This window comes from Pseudomonas sp. S3E12 (assembly GCF_001702295.1).
GTDB lineage: Bacteria > Pseudomonadota > Gammaproteobacteria > Pseudomonadales > Pseudomonadaceae > Aquipseudomonas > Aquipseudomonas marginalis.
Genome location: NZ_MBDT01000038.1, coordinates 1 through 14,811 on the forward strand (window position 1 = coordinate 1; position 14,811 = coordinate 14,811).

Sequence of the window (14,811 nt, forward strand, 5' to 3'; positions counted from 1 at the left end):
GGTGTCGGGCGATTCGGTGGTGTGGACGGACCATGAGAATCGCTCGATTGGGTTTCCACTGCCGACTGTTGCTCGACCTGCCATCACCAATAGCCTGGCCGAAGCCGCCATCTATTTGGGCGCGTCGCCGGATGAACTGGTGCTGGCCCAGGCGTCGCGCTTTTATCACTTTCGCGACGGTGTGCTGGTCTCCATCAGCGATGCGTACGACAACCGGCTGCGGATTTCCCGGGATTATTTGGGGCGCATCGAGCGGCTGGATAACGGTGTCGGGCGTTCGCTGTTCCTGCGCTATGCATTTGGCCGCATCGTCGCGGTGGACTATCAGGTCCAGCGCGCCAAAGGGCGTGAACCCTTCGAGTGGGTGACCGAGCAGACCGTTGTTTCCTACGCCTATGACGACCTGGGACGGTTGGTTTCGGCGACCAATGCCATCGGCGAAAGCGAGGTTTATCGCTACGACGATCAGCACGTCATTCTTGAGCGGGGCTTGGCCGGTGGGGCGAGTTTCTTCTGGGCGTGGGAACGGGCGGGCAAGGCCGCGCGATGTGTCCGGCATTGGGCCAGTTTTTCCCAGATGGACACGCGGTATGCCTGGGGGGACGACGGCCGTGTCACGGTGCATAACGCCGATGGCAGTCAGGAAGTGTACGTCCATGACGACCGGGCGCGGCTGGTGCAGCGGATTGATCCGGACGGTGCCCAGCATTTCAAATCCTACGATGCCAAAGGCCGACTGACGGTTGAGCAGGATCCGCTGGGGGCGGTGACGGCGTATCAGTACGACGAAGCCGGACGCTTGGTGGCGTTGTTTCCCGGGGATGATGAGCCGACGTCCTACGAGCATGAAAACGGCTTCGTACGGGTTATGCGCCGTGGTGAGGCGGTCTGGAAGTACGAGCGCAATGACCAGGGCGATGTCATTCGTAAGACCGATCCCGACGGACATGTTACGGATTACAGCTACGACCAATACGGGCAACTGGTTGGGGTTTGGTACCCGGATCACAGTTGCCATCGGCTGGTGTGGAATGAGCGGGGGCAACTGGTTGAGGAGCAGTTGCCCAATGGCGGGATCAAGCGTTATCGCTATGACGATCTTGGCCGGCAGTTGGCGCGCGAGGATGAGCATGGCGCGCTGACCCAGTATCAGTGGGACAGCGTGGGTCGGTTGGTTCGCGTCGTATTACCAGGCGGTGCATGTCGGGAATACAGCTACAACCCCTACGGAAAAATCACCGCCGAACGCGACGAACTGGGCCACGTCACCCGCTACGAATACGCCGACGGGTTGCACCTGATCAGCCGCCGTATCAACGCCGACGGTAGCCAGGTCAAGTACCGCTACGACAACGTGCGGTTATTGCTGACCGAGATCGAAAACGAGGTTGGCGAGACCTACCGACTTGCTTATCACCCCAACGGCCTGATCCAGCAGGAAACCGGGTTTGACGGGCAGCGTACGGCCTACGTCTACGACCTCAATGGCAACCTGCAGGAAAAGACCGAACACGGTGACGACGGCAGTCAGCTCGTTACCCGTTACGAGCGAGACCATGCCGGACGCCTCGTCAGAAAAACCCTGCCCGACGGTAGCCTTGTTGAATATGCCTACGACCGTCAGGGCAACCTCCTCAGCGTCGACGACGGCCATTGGGCGCTGGCCTACGAATACGATAGCCAAAACCGCCTCACCGCCGAACACCAAGGCTGGGGCACCTTGCGTTATGGCTACGACGCCTGCGGCCAGCTTCAACACCTGCGCCTGCCCGATAACAACCGGCTGGTTTTTAATCACGCGAAAGGCGGCCACCTCGCCACCGTCGAATTAAACGGCGCGCTGCTGACCTCTCATCTGTTCAAAGCCGGCCAGGAACACCAACGCCAACAAGGCCAACTCCTCAGCCACTACCACTACGACGACCAACACCGCCTCCATGCCCACGCGATCACCCAGCAACAAGACCACCTCTACCAACGTCAATACGACTACGACAAAACCGGCAACCTCACCCGCCTGCTCGACACCCGCAAAGGCGAACACCACTACCACTACGACCCACTAGGCCGCCTTACCCGCGCCGACCACTCCCAAGACCTGCAGGAACGCTTCGGCCACACCCACGCCGGCAACCTGCTCATGCAAGACCGCCCCGGCCCCGATATCGTTGCCGGCAACCGCCTGATGATCCAGGGCGACCGCCACTACGACTATGACGCCTTCGGCAACCTGATCCGCGAGCGGCGTGGCAAAGGCCATCAACTCGTCACCGAATACCGCTACGACTGCCAGCATCGGCTGATCGCCATCACCCAACCCAACGGCCAAACCGCCAGTTACCGCTACGACCCATTTGGGCGGCGCATCAGCAAAACCGTGGACGGCCTAACCACGGAGTTTTTCTGGCAAGGCGACAGGCTGATTGCCGAGCACCATGCGGACCGCCATCGCAGCTATCTCTATGAACCCGACAGCTTTCGTCCACTGGCCCTACTGGATGGCTTTGGTCCACAAGACACCAAAGCCTTTCACTACCAACTCGACCACCTCGGCACACCGCAGGAACTCACCGACCCCGACGGCGACATCGTGTGGTCCGCGCATTACCGCGCCTACGGCCAGATCAGCCGTCTCGACAAAGGCACAATCGACAACCCGCTACGTTTTCAGGGGCAGTACTTTGATCTGGAAAGCGGGCTGCACTACAACCGTCATCGCTACTACAATCCGGATGTTGGTCGCTATCTGACGCCTGATCCGGTGAAGTTGGGCGGCGGGATCAATGCGTACTTGTACGCGCCCAACCCTACTGGGTGGGTGGATCCCCTGGGACTGAGCGTCTGCCCAGGTGGGGATGGATGTAAACCATCCTACAACGCTGAAAGCCCAACAAAGCACGCAAAAGCTAACAATGGCGAGCCAACGCTCCCCGCTCCCGCGTCAAAACAAGACACCACCGTCAGAGTACGGCATTACACAAGCAGAGCAGGCTCAAAAGGAATTGAAAAAACAGGAGTGATATTGGCCCAAGATAACAACAGAGTCTATCTCGAACCTGCAAAGAGCAAAGTGCTAAGTCCTAGAGATGCACAGGAAAAATATCAGATCGACAAAAGCAAAGGCCGAGATTACATTGAAACGGACGTACCTGAGTCACAATTAGAACTGGTAAAAAACCCCAGATATAGCACCATGGAACTAACCGTAAAAGGTAACCTGACATTAAACAACCCTACCTTTACGAGGAGAAAGTAATGCTAGAGCAAAATCAAAAAATAGTTCTTACCGGAAAAGAAGCACTTGACGCCCTTAAAGAAATTGAATACATACTTATATCCCTACACAAAATGGGCAGCTTTTATGCTGAAAAACCTGGCACTCTGGAAGAGTATCGCAAAGCGACCACTGACTTTATCGATGACTGTGCCGTTACCCAACGATTGTCAAAGGTACGCACGATAATTTCTCAACACTTTGACGACTCTCTCGGCGATGACGAACTGGATGATATAGAGAGACATTTTTCCGACTTGAAATTTTGGAAACCCGATCAACCCTTGAATAAAAAAACACCTGAAACAGAAGTACTGGAAGTCTCGAAGGGAACCATTCAACAAGTAACGTGCAAGCGTAACGAATTACTGGTGGTTTTTACCAACCAGCAAGGTGAACTTCTACTAATCACCTTTCACAGCCCCGTAGCATTCAAAGGCATTAGCGCGATTGGAACCGAAACAGATGGCCTTTTTAAAGAAGGAGACCCTACGCTTTTAGAAGACGCAAAATGCATTACCCCTCTGCCAAATACGGAAACTTATTGCTTCAAAGCAACCACGAGCAGAGAGATTATTTTTATAGTAACTTCAGAAGGATACAGCGTTGAAAAAATATGATTGAAAACGCAACAACCTTTCCAGATCAAAAATTCAAATTTTAGCGACCACCCAACGTATGAAACACTGATCAATACTCCTAATGAGCAAACCGCTACTTACCGTTACGACCTGCTTGGAAGGTTCGCAAAAAAAATGAGCTATTTTGATGACGAGCTAATTACGGAGCTGAATTCCCAGAATATTGCCTTTGATATTCCACCCACAAATGACCACGTTTCCATTGTTAGAGAACCTAATGAAAACATACCTTTTTCAGGAAGCAAAATTGCCTGAAACAAACTGCACAAAAGCATTAAGCTTGCGGACAACCTCCCGAACTTGGCAACCTCACGACCGGCCAGGAAAATCATAAAAATCGCCGACAATAAGATAATTATTGTGGGTAATTCGGTTTGTGAAGAAGCGTATTGCATAAATATCCAACAACCAGAAGAAGCACTCAGAGTCTTCTCCAAAATACCACGACACACATATATTCTTCAGAGAAATCCAGATTGGATTGCTTGCATTTTATTTGAGGGCGATATCGACTTCACACTATTGAATCCCCCTACACTACAAAGACCCATGTATTGAATGGCGCTGCCGATTCTAAAACACTCTATATGTACAAAATATCAACCTAGTTGGACGAGAAAGCTACTGCTTTATGGTGAGCGATGCCAGGTAGGTAATCTTCCAGTGGTTGCTGATCGATATATGATCCAAGAGGCATAAGTCAAAATTTCACATCACAAAAACTACAGAAAACACCGATCACCAGACTAGACCCTGAGCCGAATCCGCAGCACAATCGGCTCACCAAATGAGCCGAATAACTCTCTTTATTCGGCTCACGCACCCAGGCATTCCACCATGGCTCATCCGCACTGGATCTGGCAACACGCCGACTGGCCTCACTTCCACTGGCAACCCGGTCGCCTCGCGGCTTTGCTGCGCGAGTGCGGACAAGCCCAGGGCAAGTTGTTGGGCATGCTCGGCTCCGTCAGCCAGGCAGTCAGCGCACAGAATGAACTGGATGCGCTGCTGCAAAATATCCTGACGTCCTCGGCGATTGAGGGTGAGCAGTTGAATGTCGGCTCGGTGCGCTCGTCCCTGGCAAGGCGGATGGGCCTGGAAGCGATGGAAGGCGGTCAGGTAAGCCGCCGCAGCGAAGGCCTCGCCGAGTTGATGATGGATGCCACTCAACAATTCACCCAGCCGTTTACCCTCGCCCGCCTATTGAACTGGCATCACTTATTGTTCCCGGGCCCGGAAGCGGGCTATGCCGCTCGAGCGCTCAATATTGGATCCTTGAGGGGAGATGAGCCGATGCAAGTGGTGTCGGGCCGGCTTGATCGGCCGACCGTGCATTTCGAGGCCCCGCCACGTATGGGACTGGAGCAGGCACTGGCGGATTTCCTGGAGTGGTTCGAAACCAGCCGCGATCAGCCGGAACTGGACCCATTGGTACGCGCCGGCGTCGCGCACTTCTGGTTTGTCACACTGCACCCCTTTGATGACGGCAATGGTCGCCTGACACGGGCTATCACCGATTTGGCACTGGCCCAGGGTGAACACCAGGCCATCCGTTTCTATGCCATGTCAGCCAGCATCCTCGAAGACCGCACCGGCTACTACAACGCGCTGGAATCCAGCCAGAAGTCCTCCCTGGATATCACTGCCTGGCTGGAGTGGTTCCTTAAAACCCTGTTACGCAGCGTGCAGCAGGCCATGGCGCGGATTGACCGGGTGCTGGAAAACAGTCGCTTCTGGCAGCAACACCGCGACGTCCCTTTGTCGGCTGAACAGATCAAGGTCCTCAATCGACTGCTCGACGGTGGTGAGAAGGGCTTCGAACACGGCATCAGCGCGGCGCAGTACCAGGCGGTGGCAAAGGTCTCCAAGGCGACAGCGACGCGACACCTGGCGGACCTGCTGGAAAAAAACTGCCTGGTCCGTCTCCCCGGAGGCGGCCGCAGCACGCGTTATCAGGTCAATACAGGGGGCGAGTGACACCCCACTCATTTGCCCGCTCATTTGCCCAGAATCCCCATGTCTGCTAGTGTCGCGCCGGTTTACCGTCTACCGGAATAGCCGCCATGGCCCGCAAAAAAGTTGCACTCGATTTCGAACAATCCCTCGCCGACCTGCAAACATTGGTCGAGCGTCTGGAGAACGGCGAGTTGTCGCTGGAGGACTCGCTGACGGCGTTTGAGCAAGGCATCGGACTGACCCGTGACTGCCAGAGCGCGTTGGCGCAGGCGGAGCAGAAGGTCCAGGTATTGCTGGAGCGTGACGGAGAGTTGGCCGAAGAACCTTTCGATGCGGAACAGCCGGAATGATCGACGCGTATCAGGCCAGTAGCCAAGCCCGGGTGAATGCGGCGCTGGAGCCCTTGTTTGTTGCGCCAAGCCCGGAAATGAAGCGTCTGTATGAAGCCATGCGCTACAGCGTGATGAATGGCGGCAAGCGCGTGCGCCCGTTGCTGGCGTATGCGGCCTGTGAAGCGCTGGGCGCGCCGGCCGAACAGGCCAACGGTGCCGCCTGTGCGGTCGAGTTGATTCACGCCTATTCCCTGGTACACGACGATTTGCCGGCCATGGACGACGACGACCTGCGTCGTGGCCAGCCCACCACCCATAAAGCCTTTGATGAAGCCTATGCGATCCTCGCCGGCGATGGCTTGCAGAGCCTGGCGTTCAGCGCGTTGCTGGACCCACGCTTGAGCAGCGTCAACGCCGAGATTCGCCTGCGCATGGTCACGGCCCTGGCCCTGGCTGCCGGCCCTGCGGGCATGGTGGGCGGGCAAGCGATCGACATGGGTTCGGTCAGCGTCAAGCTGGATCAAAAAGCCCTTGAGCACATGCACCGCCACAAGACCGGCGCACTGATTGAAGCCGCCGTGCACTTGGGCGCCCTGGCCAGCGGGCGTGCCGAAACCGCGCAATTGGCGGCCCTGCAGACCTATTCCCGGGCCATTGGCCTGGCGTTCCAGGTGCAGGACGACATTCTCGACGTGGAAAGCGATACCGCGACCCTGGGCAAACGCCAGGGTGCCGATATCGCACGGGACAAACCGACTTATCCTGCACTGCTCGGACTGGAAGCCGCCAAGGCCTACGCCATCGAACTACGCGATCAAGCGCTGGATGCCCTGCGACCTTTCGACGCGGCGGCCGAGCCGCTGCGTGACCTGGCGCGGTATATCGTCGAACGCCGCCACTGATTACGGCGGCCATTGCAGCCGCATATCGGCCAAGTTCGGCGCTCTGCGTGGGCAGTTTGCGATGCTTGAGGTAAACTGCCGCCTCTTCTATACCTATAACGATTCGCCTGATGCCCACGACGTTTCAAGAGATTCCCCGCAAGCGCCCGTCCACGCCCCTGCTCGACCGTGCTGCCACGCCGGACGGCCTGCGTCGTCTGGGTGAAGCCGAGCTGGAAACCCTGGCCGATGAGTTGCGCCTGGAATTGCTCTACACGGTCGGCCAGACCGGTGGGCATTTCGGTGCCGGCCTGGGCGTCATCGAGCTGACCATCGCGTTGCACTACGTGTTCGACACCCCGGATGACCGGCTGGTGTGGGACGTGGGCCATCAGGCGTATCCGCACAAGATCCTCACGGGCCGCCGCGAGCGCATGGCGACTCTGCGACAGAAGGACGGTGTTGCCGCCTTCCCGCGCCGCGCCGAAAGCGAGTACGACACCTTTGGCGTCGGCCACTCCAGCACCTCGATCAGCGCAGCGCTGGGCATGGCGATTGCCGCCCGCCTGCAAGGCAGCGACCGCAAGGCAATCGCCGTGATCGGTGATGGCGCGCTGACTGCCGGCATGGCCTTCGAAGCGCTGAACCATGCGCCGGAAGTGAACGCCAACATGTTGGTGATCCTCAACGACAACGACATGTCGATCTCGCGCAATGTCGGTGGCCTGTCCAATTACCTGGCCAAGATTCTCTCCAGCCGCACCTACGCCAGCATGCGTGAAGGCAGCAAGAAGGTGCTCTCGCGCCTGCCTGGCGCCTGGGAAATCGCCCGGCGCACCGAAGAATATGCCAAGGGCATGCTGGTCCCCGGCACGCTGTTCGAAGAGCTGGGCTGGAACTACATCGGCCCCATCGACGGCCATGACCTGCCCACGCTGATCGCCACGCTGCGCAATATGCGTGACCTCAAGGGCCCGCAGTTCCTGCATATCGTGACCAAGAAAGGCAAAGGCTTCGCGCCGGCGGAAGTCGACCCGATCGGCTACCACGCGATCACCAAGCTGGAACCCCTGGACGCCCCCGCCGCTGCGCCGAAAAAAGCCAGCGGGCCGAAGTACTCCGGTGTGTTCGGCGAATGGCTGTGTGACATGGCTGCCGTCGACCCGCGCCTGGTGGGCATTACCCCGGCGATGAAGGAAGGCTCCGACTTGGTGGCGTTCAGCGAGCGTTTCCCGCTGCGCTATTTCGACGTGGCCATTGCCGAGCAGCACGCGGTGACCTTTGCCGCCGGCATGGCCTGTGAAGGTGCCAAGCCGGTGGTGGCGATCTACTCCACCTTCCTGCAGCGCGGTTATGACCAGTTGGTGCATGACGTCGCGGTGCAGAACCTCGACGTGCTATTTGCCATCGACCGCGCCGGTCTAGTCGGCGAAGACGGCCCGACTCACGCGGGCAGCTTCGACCTGTCCTACTTGCGCTGCATCCCCGGCATGCTGGTGATGACGCCGAGCGACGAAAACGAACTGCGCAAGATGCTCAGCACCGGCCACCTGTATAACGGCCCGGCCGCCGTGCGTTACCCACGGGGCAACGGCCCGAATGCGCTGATCGAGAAGGACCTGGAGCCGATCGAAATCGGCAAGGGCGTTGTGCGTCGCCAGGGCAGCAAGGCTGCATTCCTGGTGTTTGGCGTGCAATTGGCCGAAGCGCTCAAGGTGGCCGAGAAGATCGACGCCACCGTGGTCGACATGCGCTTCGTCAAGCCGCTGGATGAAGCCCTGGTGCGCGACATCGCCGGCAGTCATGAGCTGCTGGTGACCGTCGAGGAGAACGCCATCATGGGCGGTGCCGGTGCGGCGGTCAGTGAGTTCCTGGCGCGGGAGAATATCCTCAAGTCGGTGCTGCACCTGGGCTTGCCGGATACCTACGTCGAACACGCCAAGCCGGCGCAGATGCTGGCCGAGTGCGGGCTGGATGAAGCAGGGATCGAGGCTTCGGTGCGCGAGCGCCTGGCGCTGCTGGCCCTGTAGAAACCGGGACCCAATGTGAGAGGGGCTTGCCCCTCCCACATTTGATTGGAGCCATCCTCAACGCCATGGACAGCCATGAAACACCTGTACCTTGCCCTGCTGCTTCTGCCCTCCCCTGAATTGCTCGCCGACACCCGCGACAACGCCCTGAAACTCCCCGATGTCGTCATCAGCGCCAACCGCCAGGTCCAGGCACGCAACGACAGCAGCGCCGCCAACACCGTCTTCACCCGCGACGACATCGACCGCCTGCAACCCACCAGTCTCACCGACCTGCTCAGCCGTGTGCCCGGCGTACAAGTCGCCCCCTCCGGTGGCCGTGGCAGTTTGCCGGGCATCTACCTGCGGGGCACCAAGTCCGCCCAAAGCCTGGTGCTGGTAGACGGCCAGCGCATCGCCAACACCACCTCTGGCGACAGTGGCCTGCAATACCTCAACGTCGACCAGATTGAGCGGGTGGAAGTGCTGCGCGGTTCGCGCTCGGTGATCTACGGCAGCGACGCGATTGGCGGCGTGATCCAGGTATTCACCCGACGCAATGCCGAGCAAGGCGTGCAACCACGGGTGAAAGTCGGGTTCGGCAGCCACAACACCTGGGAGCGCAGCCTTGGCCTTTCGGGCGGTGACAGACAGACGCGCTTCAACCTGGGCGCGAGCCTGGATGACACGGCCGGCATCAACTCAACCCGCCAGTCGTTCCCCAGCGACGGCGACCATGATGCTTATCGCAACCAGTCCGTGAGCCTGAACCTCAGCCACTCCTTCAGCGATGAACTGGAGGCGGGCTTCAATCTGTTGGATAACCGCGGCAAGTCGGAGTACGACAACAGCTTCGGCCGCTACGACGCCGCCACCGGGCAAACCGTCGGCCAGAAACCCTACACCGACTACGCTGTGAGCAGCGCCAGCGGCTATGTCGACGCCACGCTCAATGAGCACTGGCAATCGCGCCTGGAGCTGGGCCACAGCGAGAATCGCGACACCAAGCGCGACACCCTCAGCGAGGATTTCAGCGTATTCAACACCTACCGTGATTCGGTCAACTGGCAGAACGACCTGAGGCTGGATGACCAGAACAGCCTGATCCTCGGCGGCGACTGGTACGAAGACCGCTTCCACGGCTCCACCACCTTTACCGAAAACAGCCGCTGGAACCGCGCCGCCTTTATGCAGCATCGCTTTCAAAGCGCGTGGTTTTCCACCGAACTGGGCCTGCGTCACGACCAGAACCAGCAGTTCGGCAGGCAGAACAGCTGGAGCGGCACCCTGACCTTGCCGGTCAACCCCGACAATGACGTGCTGCTGAGCTACAGCGAAGGCTTCCGCGCGCCGACCTTCAACGACCTCTATTATCCGGACACGAAGTACAGCAACCCCCACCTGCAGCCCGAAACATCAAAGAGCTACGAACTGCAGTGGCGCAGCCAGTTGAGTGACAGCACGCGCCTGGAGGCCTCGCTGTACCGCACCGATTTGAGCGATGCGATCATTCTCGACCAAACCGGCAAGCCGCAGAATGTGGCGTCGGCACGCATCAACGGTGTTGAGGCGGCGCTCAAGCAGGACCTGTTCGGCTGGCAAGGTAACCTCGGGCTGTCGCTCATCGACCCCCGCGACCGCGACAGTGGCCACACCCTGGCCCGCCGGGCACGGCGTACGTTGAGCCTGGACCTCGACCGGCAATTCGACCAGATGGGCGTGGGCGCCAGTTGGCAGGCGATCAGCCACAGCTATGACAATGAAGCCAACACCCAGCGTCTGGGCGGCTATGGGTTACTCGGGCTGCGTGGCAGTTGGGCGGTGACGCGGGAAGTGGCGTTGTCGCTGAAGGTCGATAACCTGCTGGACAAGTCCTATGCACGGGCGCGCTACAGCTACAACGATCCGGCATTCGTCAACAATCAGGATTACCGTGAAGAAGGCCGGACGTGGATGTTTGGCGTGACCTGGACACCTGAAATCTGATTGTGGCCTGGACCGGCCTCAGCGGCCCGGAGCAATCACCTGACACAGCCGCGCCAGCGCTTCCAGCATCTGCCCGCTGGGCCGTTCCAGGCCTTTGTCCGGAACCAGCCGCACCCGCGCCGCCATCGCTGGCCATACCTTCCAGGCTTCCTTCTGAGCCTGATCGCCCACCAGGATCATCTCGGGATTGCGCTGCAATACCGACTCGATGCTGACCTGCGGCGCGGGCAGCTTCAGGTCGTCAAACACATTGCGCGCACCGCACACGCTCAGCGCGTCGCTGATGATCTGGCCGCCGCCCACGGTGTACAGCGGCTGGTTCCACACCTGGTAGAACACCCGCACCGGTTCGGCCCGCTGATAACGCTGGCGCAACTGCGCCAGGCGCTGGCGCAGGTGCGCAGCCAATTGCCGGCCGGCGTCGGCACGGCCCAATTGCTCGGCGATGGCCTGGACCTGGGTGGTCATTTGTTCAAGGCTATGGGGTTCGGCGACATACACCGGGATATTCAGGCGCTGCAGTTGCTCGCGCTGGGCCGGGCCGACGCTGCCGGGCCAGAGCAGGATCAGGTCGGGCTTAAGGCTGAGCAGGCGCTCCATGTCCAACTGCCCATAACGCCCAACCGACGGCACGTTCGCCAGCGCCTCTGGCCGATCACCGCCATCGAGCACGCCCACCAGCAGGTCGGCAGCACCCAGCTCAGCCACGATTTCAGAAAGTGAAGGCGCCAGACTGACGACACGTTCGACCGCCAGGCCCTGGGCACTGAATGCCAGCAGCAGAATCGCCAGCCAGCGGCGCATCATCCCAACTGACGCGGGATGCGGTAGAGGTAAAACAGCACCGTCGTCGACAGCGCCAACAGGAAAAGCGGCACCGCCTCCAGGCCGACGAATACCGCCAATGCGCCCACCCAGGCCGGCACGGCCGCCACCATCAAGGCCGTGCGCCGACGCGCCGCCAGGGTGATCCAGGCAGCCGGTTCTTCAGCGGTATCGAGGGCTTTGGAGGTGGCGATCAGGGCGTGTTTATAACCGTTGAAGTAGCGCAGGCTGAGGAACATCGACGCCACGCCGGCGATAAAGAACGGCATGGCCAGCACCGGCAATAAGGGCTCGGCCTGGCCAAACACCAGGTTGATCACGAACAGTGGGAGCAGCGCCAGGGCCAGGTACTGCCACCAGCTGAAGGACAGTCGCCGTTTCACCTGGCCACGGGTCACGCGCGGTCGACCTCGCCTTGATGCTCGTTGCCCATCATGTGGTCGAGCTTGCTGGCCTTGGTCGCCAGGTAGAGCTTGTTGTGCGGGTTGTGCCCGGTGTGCAGCGGTACGCGCTCGGCCACGGTGATGCCCATCTCGGTCAAGGCCTTGACCTTGCGCGGGTTGTTGGTCATCAGGCGCAGGGACTTCACGCCCAGGTGCTCCAGCATCGGCAGGCAGATCGCGTAGTCACGCTGGTCGGCGGCGAAGCCCAGGCGCTCGTTGGCCTCGACAGTATCGGCGCCGCCGTCTTGCAGCTCATAGGCGCGGATCTTGTTCAGCAGGCCAATGCCACGGCCTTCCTGACGCAAGTACAACAGCACCCCACGGCCTTCACGGGCGATGGCGCGCATCGCGGCTTCCAATTGCGAGCCGCAGTCACAGCGCTGGCTGAACAGCGCATCGCCGGTCAGGCACTCGGAGTGCACGCGACCGAGAACCGGTGCGCCATCGGCGATATCGCCGAGGCTGAGCACAACGTGCTCGCGCCCGGTGGCTTCTTCGAGAAAGCCGCTCATGGTGAACGTGGCAAAAGGGGTAGGCAGCTTGGAAGCAGCGACGAAAACGACGGGCACCGTGTGCTCCTGATTTCAGATTTCACAGAGGCGGGCATTGTAACAGCAGGTTCCTACAGACGCTTAAGCTGAATTATCGCTGATAAAGATCAATCGGTTCGATTGGCCTTCGTCCCGGTTCTATGCAGGTCAGAACGGATACGGCAGTTTCCAGCGCAGGAAAATCGGCTTCAGCTCGCCGCTTTTCACCAGGACGGCCATGCGCTGGTCAAACACGGTGCGTAATGCCCGACCACGCTCGGTATCGGCAAAACCCACGTAGAGCGGCAGGTCGATGATATGGGTGAGCCGGAACTGGGACGGGGCGTCCGCCTGACTGAGGACGTATCGGGCTTCGGTGAGCGCATCAATGTAGAAGTCGGCACGACCATGTTGCAGCATCGGCAAGATGCCATCGCGCCGCTGGATCTGATTGAAACGGCGCACATGGGGCAAATACGCCTCGTACTTGTAGCCCCGCACCCAGGCCAGGCGATAATCCCCCAGCGTCGCGGCGCTCGGTATCGGCGAGGTCGCCAGCCCAAGGGCGTAGATGGGGTCGGAATCGAAGTTCCAGTGCGGGTAGAGCACACCCTTGACTTCATCGCGGTAGGAACCGACCCAGCCATCCACTTCACCGCGCTGGGCCAGGCCGACCGAGCGGGTATAGGGCTCAATGCGGGTTCGCAAGGTGATCCCGACCGGTTCGAAGACGTGCCGCAACACATCCCAGGCCAGGCCGCTGCCGTCGGCATTGGTGTAGTCATCCCAGGCCTCGCTGGCCAGCATGACCTTGCCGGGCACCACCGGCACCTCCTGCGCCTGGGACCATGACGGAAGGGCACACAGCAGCATCAGCGCCCAGCGGCGTACATCCATGGCGATGATCTCCTGCAAATCCAGCATCCAGAACGACGTAATAGAGCGTAGCGCAGCACGCGATTCAGGGTGCCGGGCAAAAATGTTGATAGCCACGGATGGCCGGGGTGATGTCTTGCCCGAGAGCGTCAAGCAGCATGACCCCCTGCCCCGCCTGGACCTGGCCGATAACATGCACCGGCCAACCGTCAGCCAGCAACGGCGCCAACTCGACGGGCGGCAGGGTGAACACCAGCACGTAGTCATCGCCGCCGCTCAATGCGGCGACCCGCGCCTCGTCATCACCGACAAACGCCAGCAACGCGTTGGACAGCGGCAGCTTCTGGCGCTCGATCAACAGGCTGACAGCCGAGGCCTTGGCGATATGCCCGCAATCGGCCAGAAGGCCGTCAGAAATATCCATCGCCGATGTGGCCTTGCCCCGTAGAGCCAGGCCAAGGGCCAACTGTGGCTGTGGCGACCAGTAATGGGCCAGCAGCGGGTCGGCAATCGCGGCATCGGCGCTGCGCTGCCCCAATACCAGCGGCAAGGCACCGGCGGCATTACCCAACTCGCCGCCGACACACAAGAGGTCGCCCGGCTGTGCGCCGCTGCGAGTTAACGCTTGACCGGCCGGGACACGACCAAACACGGTCAGGGTCAGGCTCAGCGGACCGCGCGTGGTGTCGCCGCCCACCAGGCCCACACCGCAGTTTTGCGCCATGGCGTTCAACCCCTGGGCATAGCGTTGCAGCCAATCGGCATCGACGGTCGGCGTAGTGAGTGCGAGGGTAAACGCGAGGGGGTGGGCGCCCATGGCGGCCAGGTCGCTGACCGCCACGGCCAGCGAGCGCTGGCCGAGCAGGAACGGGTCACAGGGGTCGGCAAAGTGCACGCCGGCCACCAAGGTATCGGTGGAAATTGCCAGTTGCTCCCCGGCGGGGAGCGCCAGCAGGGCACAGTCGTCGCCGATCCCCAGGGCAATGCCCTCGCCGCCCTGTGCGCACGGCGCGGCGGCGAAGTACTGGTGGATCAGCTCGAACTCGCCCATTCAGGAC

At 60.2% G+C, this 14,811-nt stretch carries 13 protein-coding genes; 8 read left to right on the plus strand and 5 right to left on the minus strand.

Going from position 1 to position 14,811, the window contains the following annotated elements; genetic code table 11:
• From BB029_RS31215 to BB029_RS31245, 8 genes are all read left to right on the plus strand, one after another.
• Positions 1 to 3,256, plus strand: a 3,256-nt coding sequence (locus BB029_RS31215) for an RHS repeat-associated core domain-containing protein (protein ID WP_065942234.1), incomplete at its 5' end; no start/stop codon positions are given.
• Positions 3,256 to 3,894 (plus strand): hypothetical protein, encoded by a 639-nt coding sequence (locus BB029_RS34015; protein ID WP_065942235.1) that lies wholly within the window; start codon positions 3,256 to 3,258, stop codon positions 3,892 to 3,894. The genes BB029_RS31215 and BB029_RS34015, both read left to right, overlap by 1 nt.
• Positions 3,895 to 4,170, plus strand: coding sequence for a hypothetical protein (locus tag BB029_RS33150; protein ID WP_141696618.1), 276 nt, complete (start codon positions 3,895 to 3,897; stop codon positions 4,168 to 4,170).
• A gap of 582 nt (positions 4,171 to 4,752) precedes the next feature.
• On the plus strand, positions 4,753 to 5,892 hold the full coding sequence (locus BB029_RS31225) for a Fic family protein (RefSeq protein WP_065942236.1): 1,140 nt from the start codon (positions 4,753 to 4,755) through the stop codon (positions 5,890 to 5,892).
• An 86-nt stretch (positions 5,893 to 5,978) separates the two neighbouring features.
• Entirely contained in the window at positions 5,979 to 6,221 is a 243-nt protein-coding gene (locus BB029_RS31230; protein ID WP_003176346.1) for an exodeoxyribonuclease VII small subunit, read from the plus strand.
• A complete protein-coding gene (gene ispA / locus BB029_RS31235) occupies positions 6,218 to 7,105 on the plus strand; it encodes a (2E,6E)-farnesyl diphosphate synthase (protein WP_065942237.1) in 888 nt (295 codons plus the stop codon). Before BB029_RS31230 ends, ispA begins: the two co-directional genes overlap by 4 nt.
• Positions 7,106 to 7,215: 110 nt before the next feature.
• Positions 7,216 to 9,114, plus strand: coding sequence for a 1-deoxy-D-xylulose-5-phosphate synthase (gene dxs / locus BB029_RS31240; RefSeq protein ID WP_065942238.1), 1,899 nt, complete (start codon positions 7,216 to 7,218; stop codon positions 9,112 to 9,114).
• Between the two features lie 75 nt (positions 9,115 to 9,189).
• On the plus strand, positions 9,190 to 11,079 hold the full coding sequence (locus BB029_RS31245; RefSeq protein WP_065942239.1) for a TonB-dependent receptor domain-containing protein: 1,890 nt from the start codon (positions 9,190 to 9,192) through the stop codon (positions 11,077 to 11,079).
• A gap of 18 nt (positions 11,080 to 11,097) precedes the next feature.
• Here BB029_RS31245 and BB029_RS31250 read toward each other — a convergent pair whose 3' ends face one another.
• The 5 genes from BB029_RS31250 to thiL form a co-directional block, all read right to left on the minus strand.
• A complete protein-coding gene (locus BB029_RS31250) occupies positions 11,098 to 11,886 on the minus strand; it encodes a cobalamin-binding protein (protein ID WP_065942240.1) in 789 nt (262 codons plus the stop codon).
• Positions 11,883 to 12,302: a hypothetical protein gene (locus tag BB029_RS31255; RefSeq protein WP_027605198.1), complete on the minus strand. Its 420-nt coding sequence runs from the start codon at positions 12,300 to 12,302 to the stop codon at positions 11,883 to 11,885. Before BB029_RS31255 ends, BB029_RS31250 begins: the two co-directional genes overlap by 4 nt.
• Positions 12,299 to 12,916: a GTP cyclohydrolase II gene (gene ribA, locus BB029_RS31260; protein WP_065924905.1), complete on the minus strand. Its 618-nt coding sequence runs from the start codon at positions 12,914 to 12,916 to the stop codon at positions 12,299 to 12,301. Before ribA ends, BB029_RS31255 begins: the two co-directional genes overlap by 4 nt.
• A 129-nt stretch (positions 12,917 to 13,045) precedes the next feature.
• Complete coding sequence (locus BB029_RS31265) at positions 13,046 to 13,774, minus strand: ABC transporter substrate-binding protein (protein WP_065942267.1); 729 nt, start codon at positions 13,772 to 13,774, stop codon at positions 13,046 to 13,048.
• A gap of 64 nt (positions 13,775 to 13,838) precedes the next feature.
• Complete coding sequence (gene thiL, locus BB029_RS31270) at positions 13,839 to 14,804, minus strand: thiamine-phosphate kinase (protein WP_065942241.1); 966 nt, start codon at positions 14,802 to 14,804, stop codon at positions 13,839 to 13,841.
• Between the last annotated feature and the right edge of the window lie 7 nt (positions 14,805 to 14,811).

Excerpts from the sequence above, each read along its gene's own strand:
- BB029_RS31230 (WP_003176346.1), top strand. The coding sequence starts at position 5,979 with ATGGCCCGCAAAAAAGTTGCACTCGATTTCGAACAATCCCTCGCCGAC.
- dxs (WP_065942238.1), top strand. The coding sequence starts at position 7,216 with ATGCCCACGACGTTTCAAGAGATTCCCCGCAAGCGCCCGTCCACGCCC.
- thiL (WP_065942241.1), bottom strand. The coding sequence starts at position 14,804 with ATGGGCGAGTTCGAGCTGATCCACCAGTACTTCGCCGCCGCGCCGTGC.
- BB029_RS31265 (WP_065942267.1), bottom strand. The coding sequence starts at position 13,774 with ATGGATGTACGCCGCTGGGCGCTGATGCTGCTGTGTGCCCTTCCGTCA.
- BB029_RS34015 (WP_065942235.1), top strand. The coding sequence starts at position 3,256 with ATGCTAGAGCAAAATCAAAAAATAGTTCTTACCGGAAAAGAAGCACTT.
- BB029_RS31225 (WP_065942236.1), top strand. The coding sequence starts at position 4,753 with ATGGCTCATCCGCACTGGATCTGGCAACACGCCGACTGGCCTCACTTC.
- BB029_RS31245 (WP_065942239.1), top strand. The coding sequence starts at position 9,190 with ATGAAACACCTGTACCTTGCCCTGCTGCTTCTGCCCTCCCCTGAATTG.
- ispA (WP_065942237.1), top strand. The coding sequence starts at position 6,218 with ATGATCGACGCGTATCAGGCCAGTAGCCAAGCCCGGGTGAATGCGGCG.
- BB029_RS31250 (WP_065942240.1), bottom strand. The coding sequence starts at position 11,886 with ATGATGCGCCGCTGGCTGGCGATTCTGCTGCTGGCATTCAGTGCCCAG.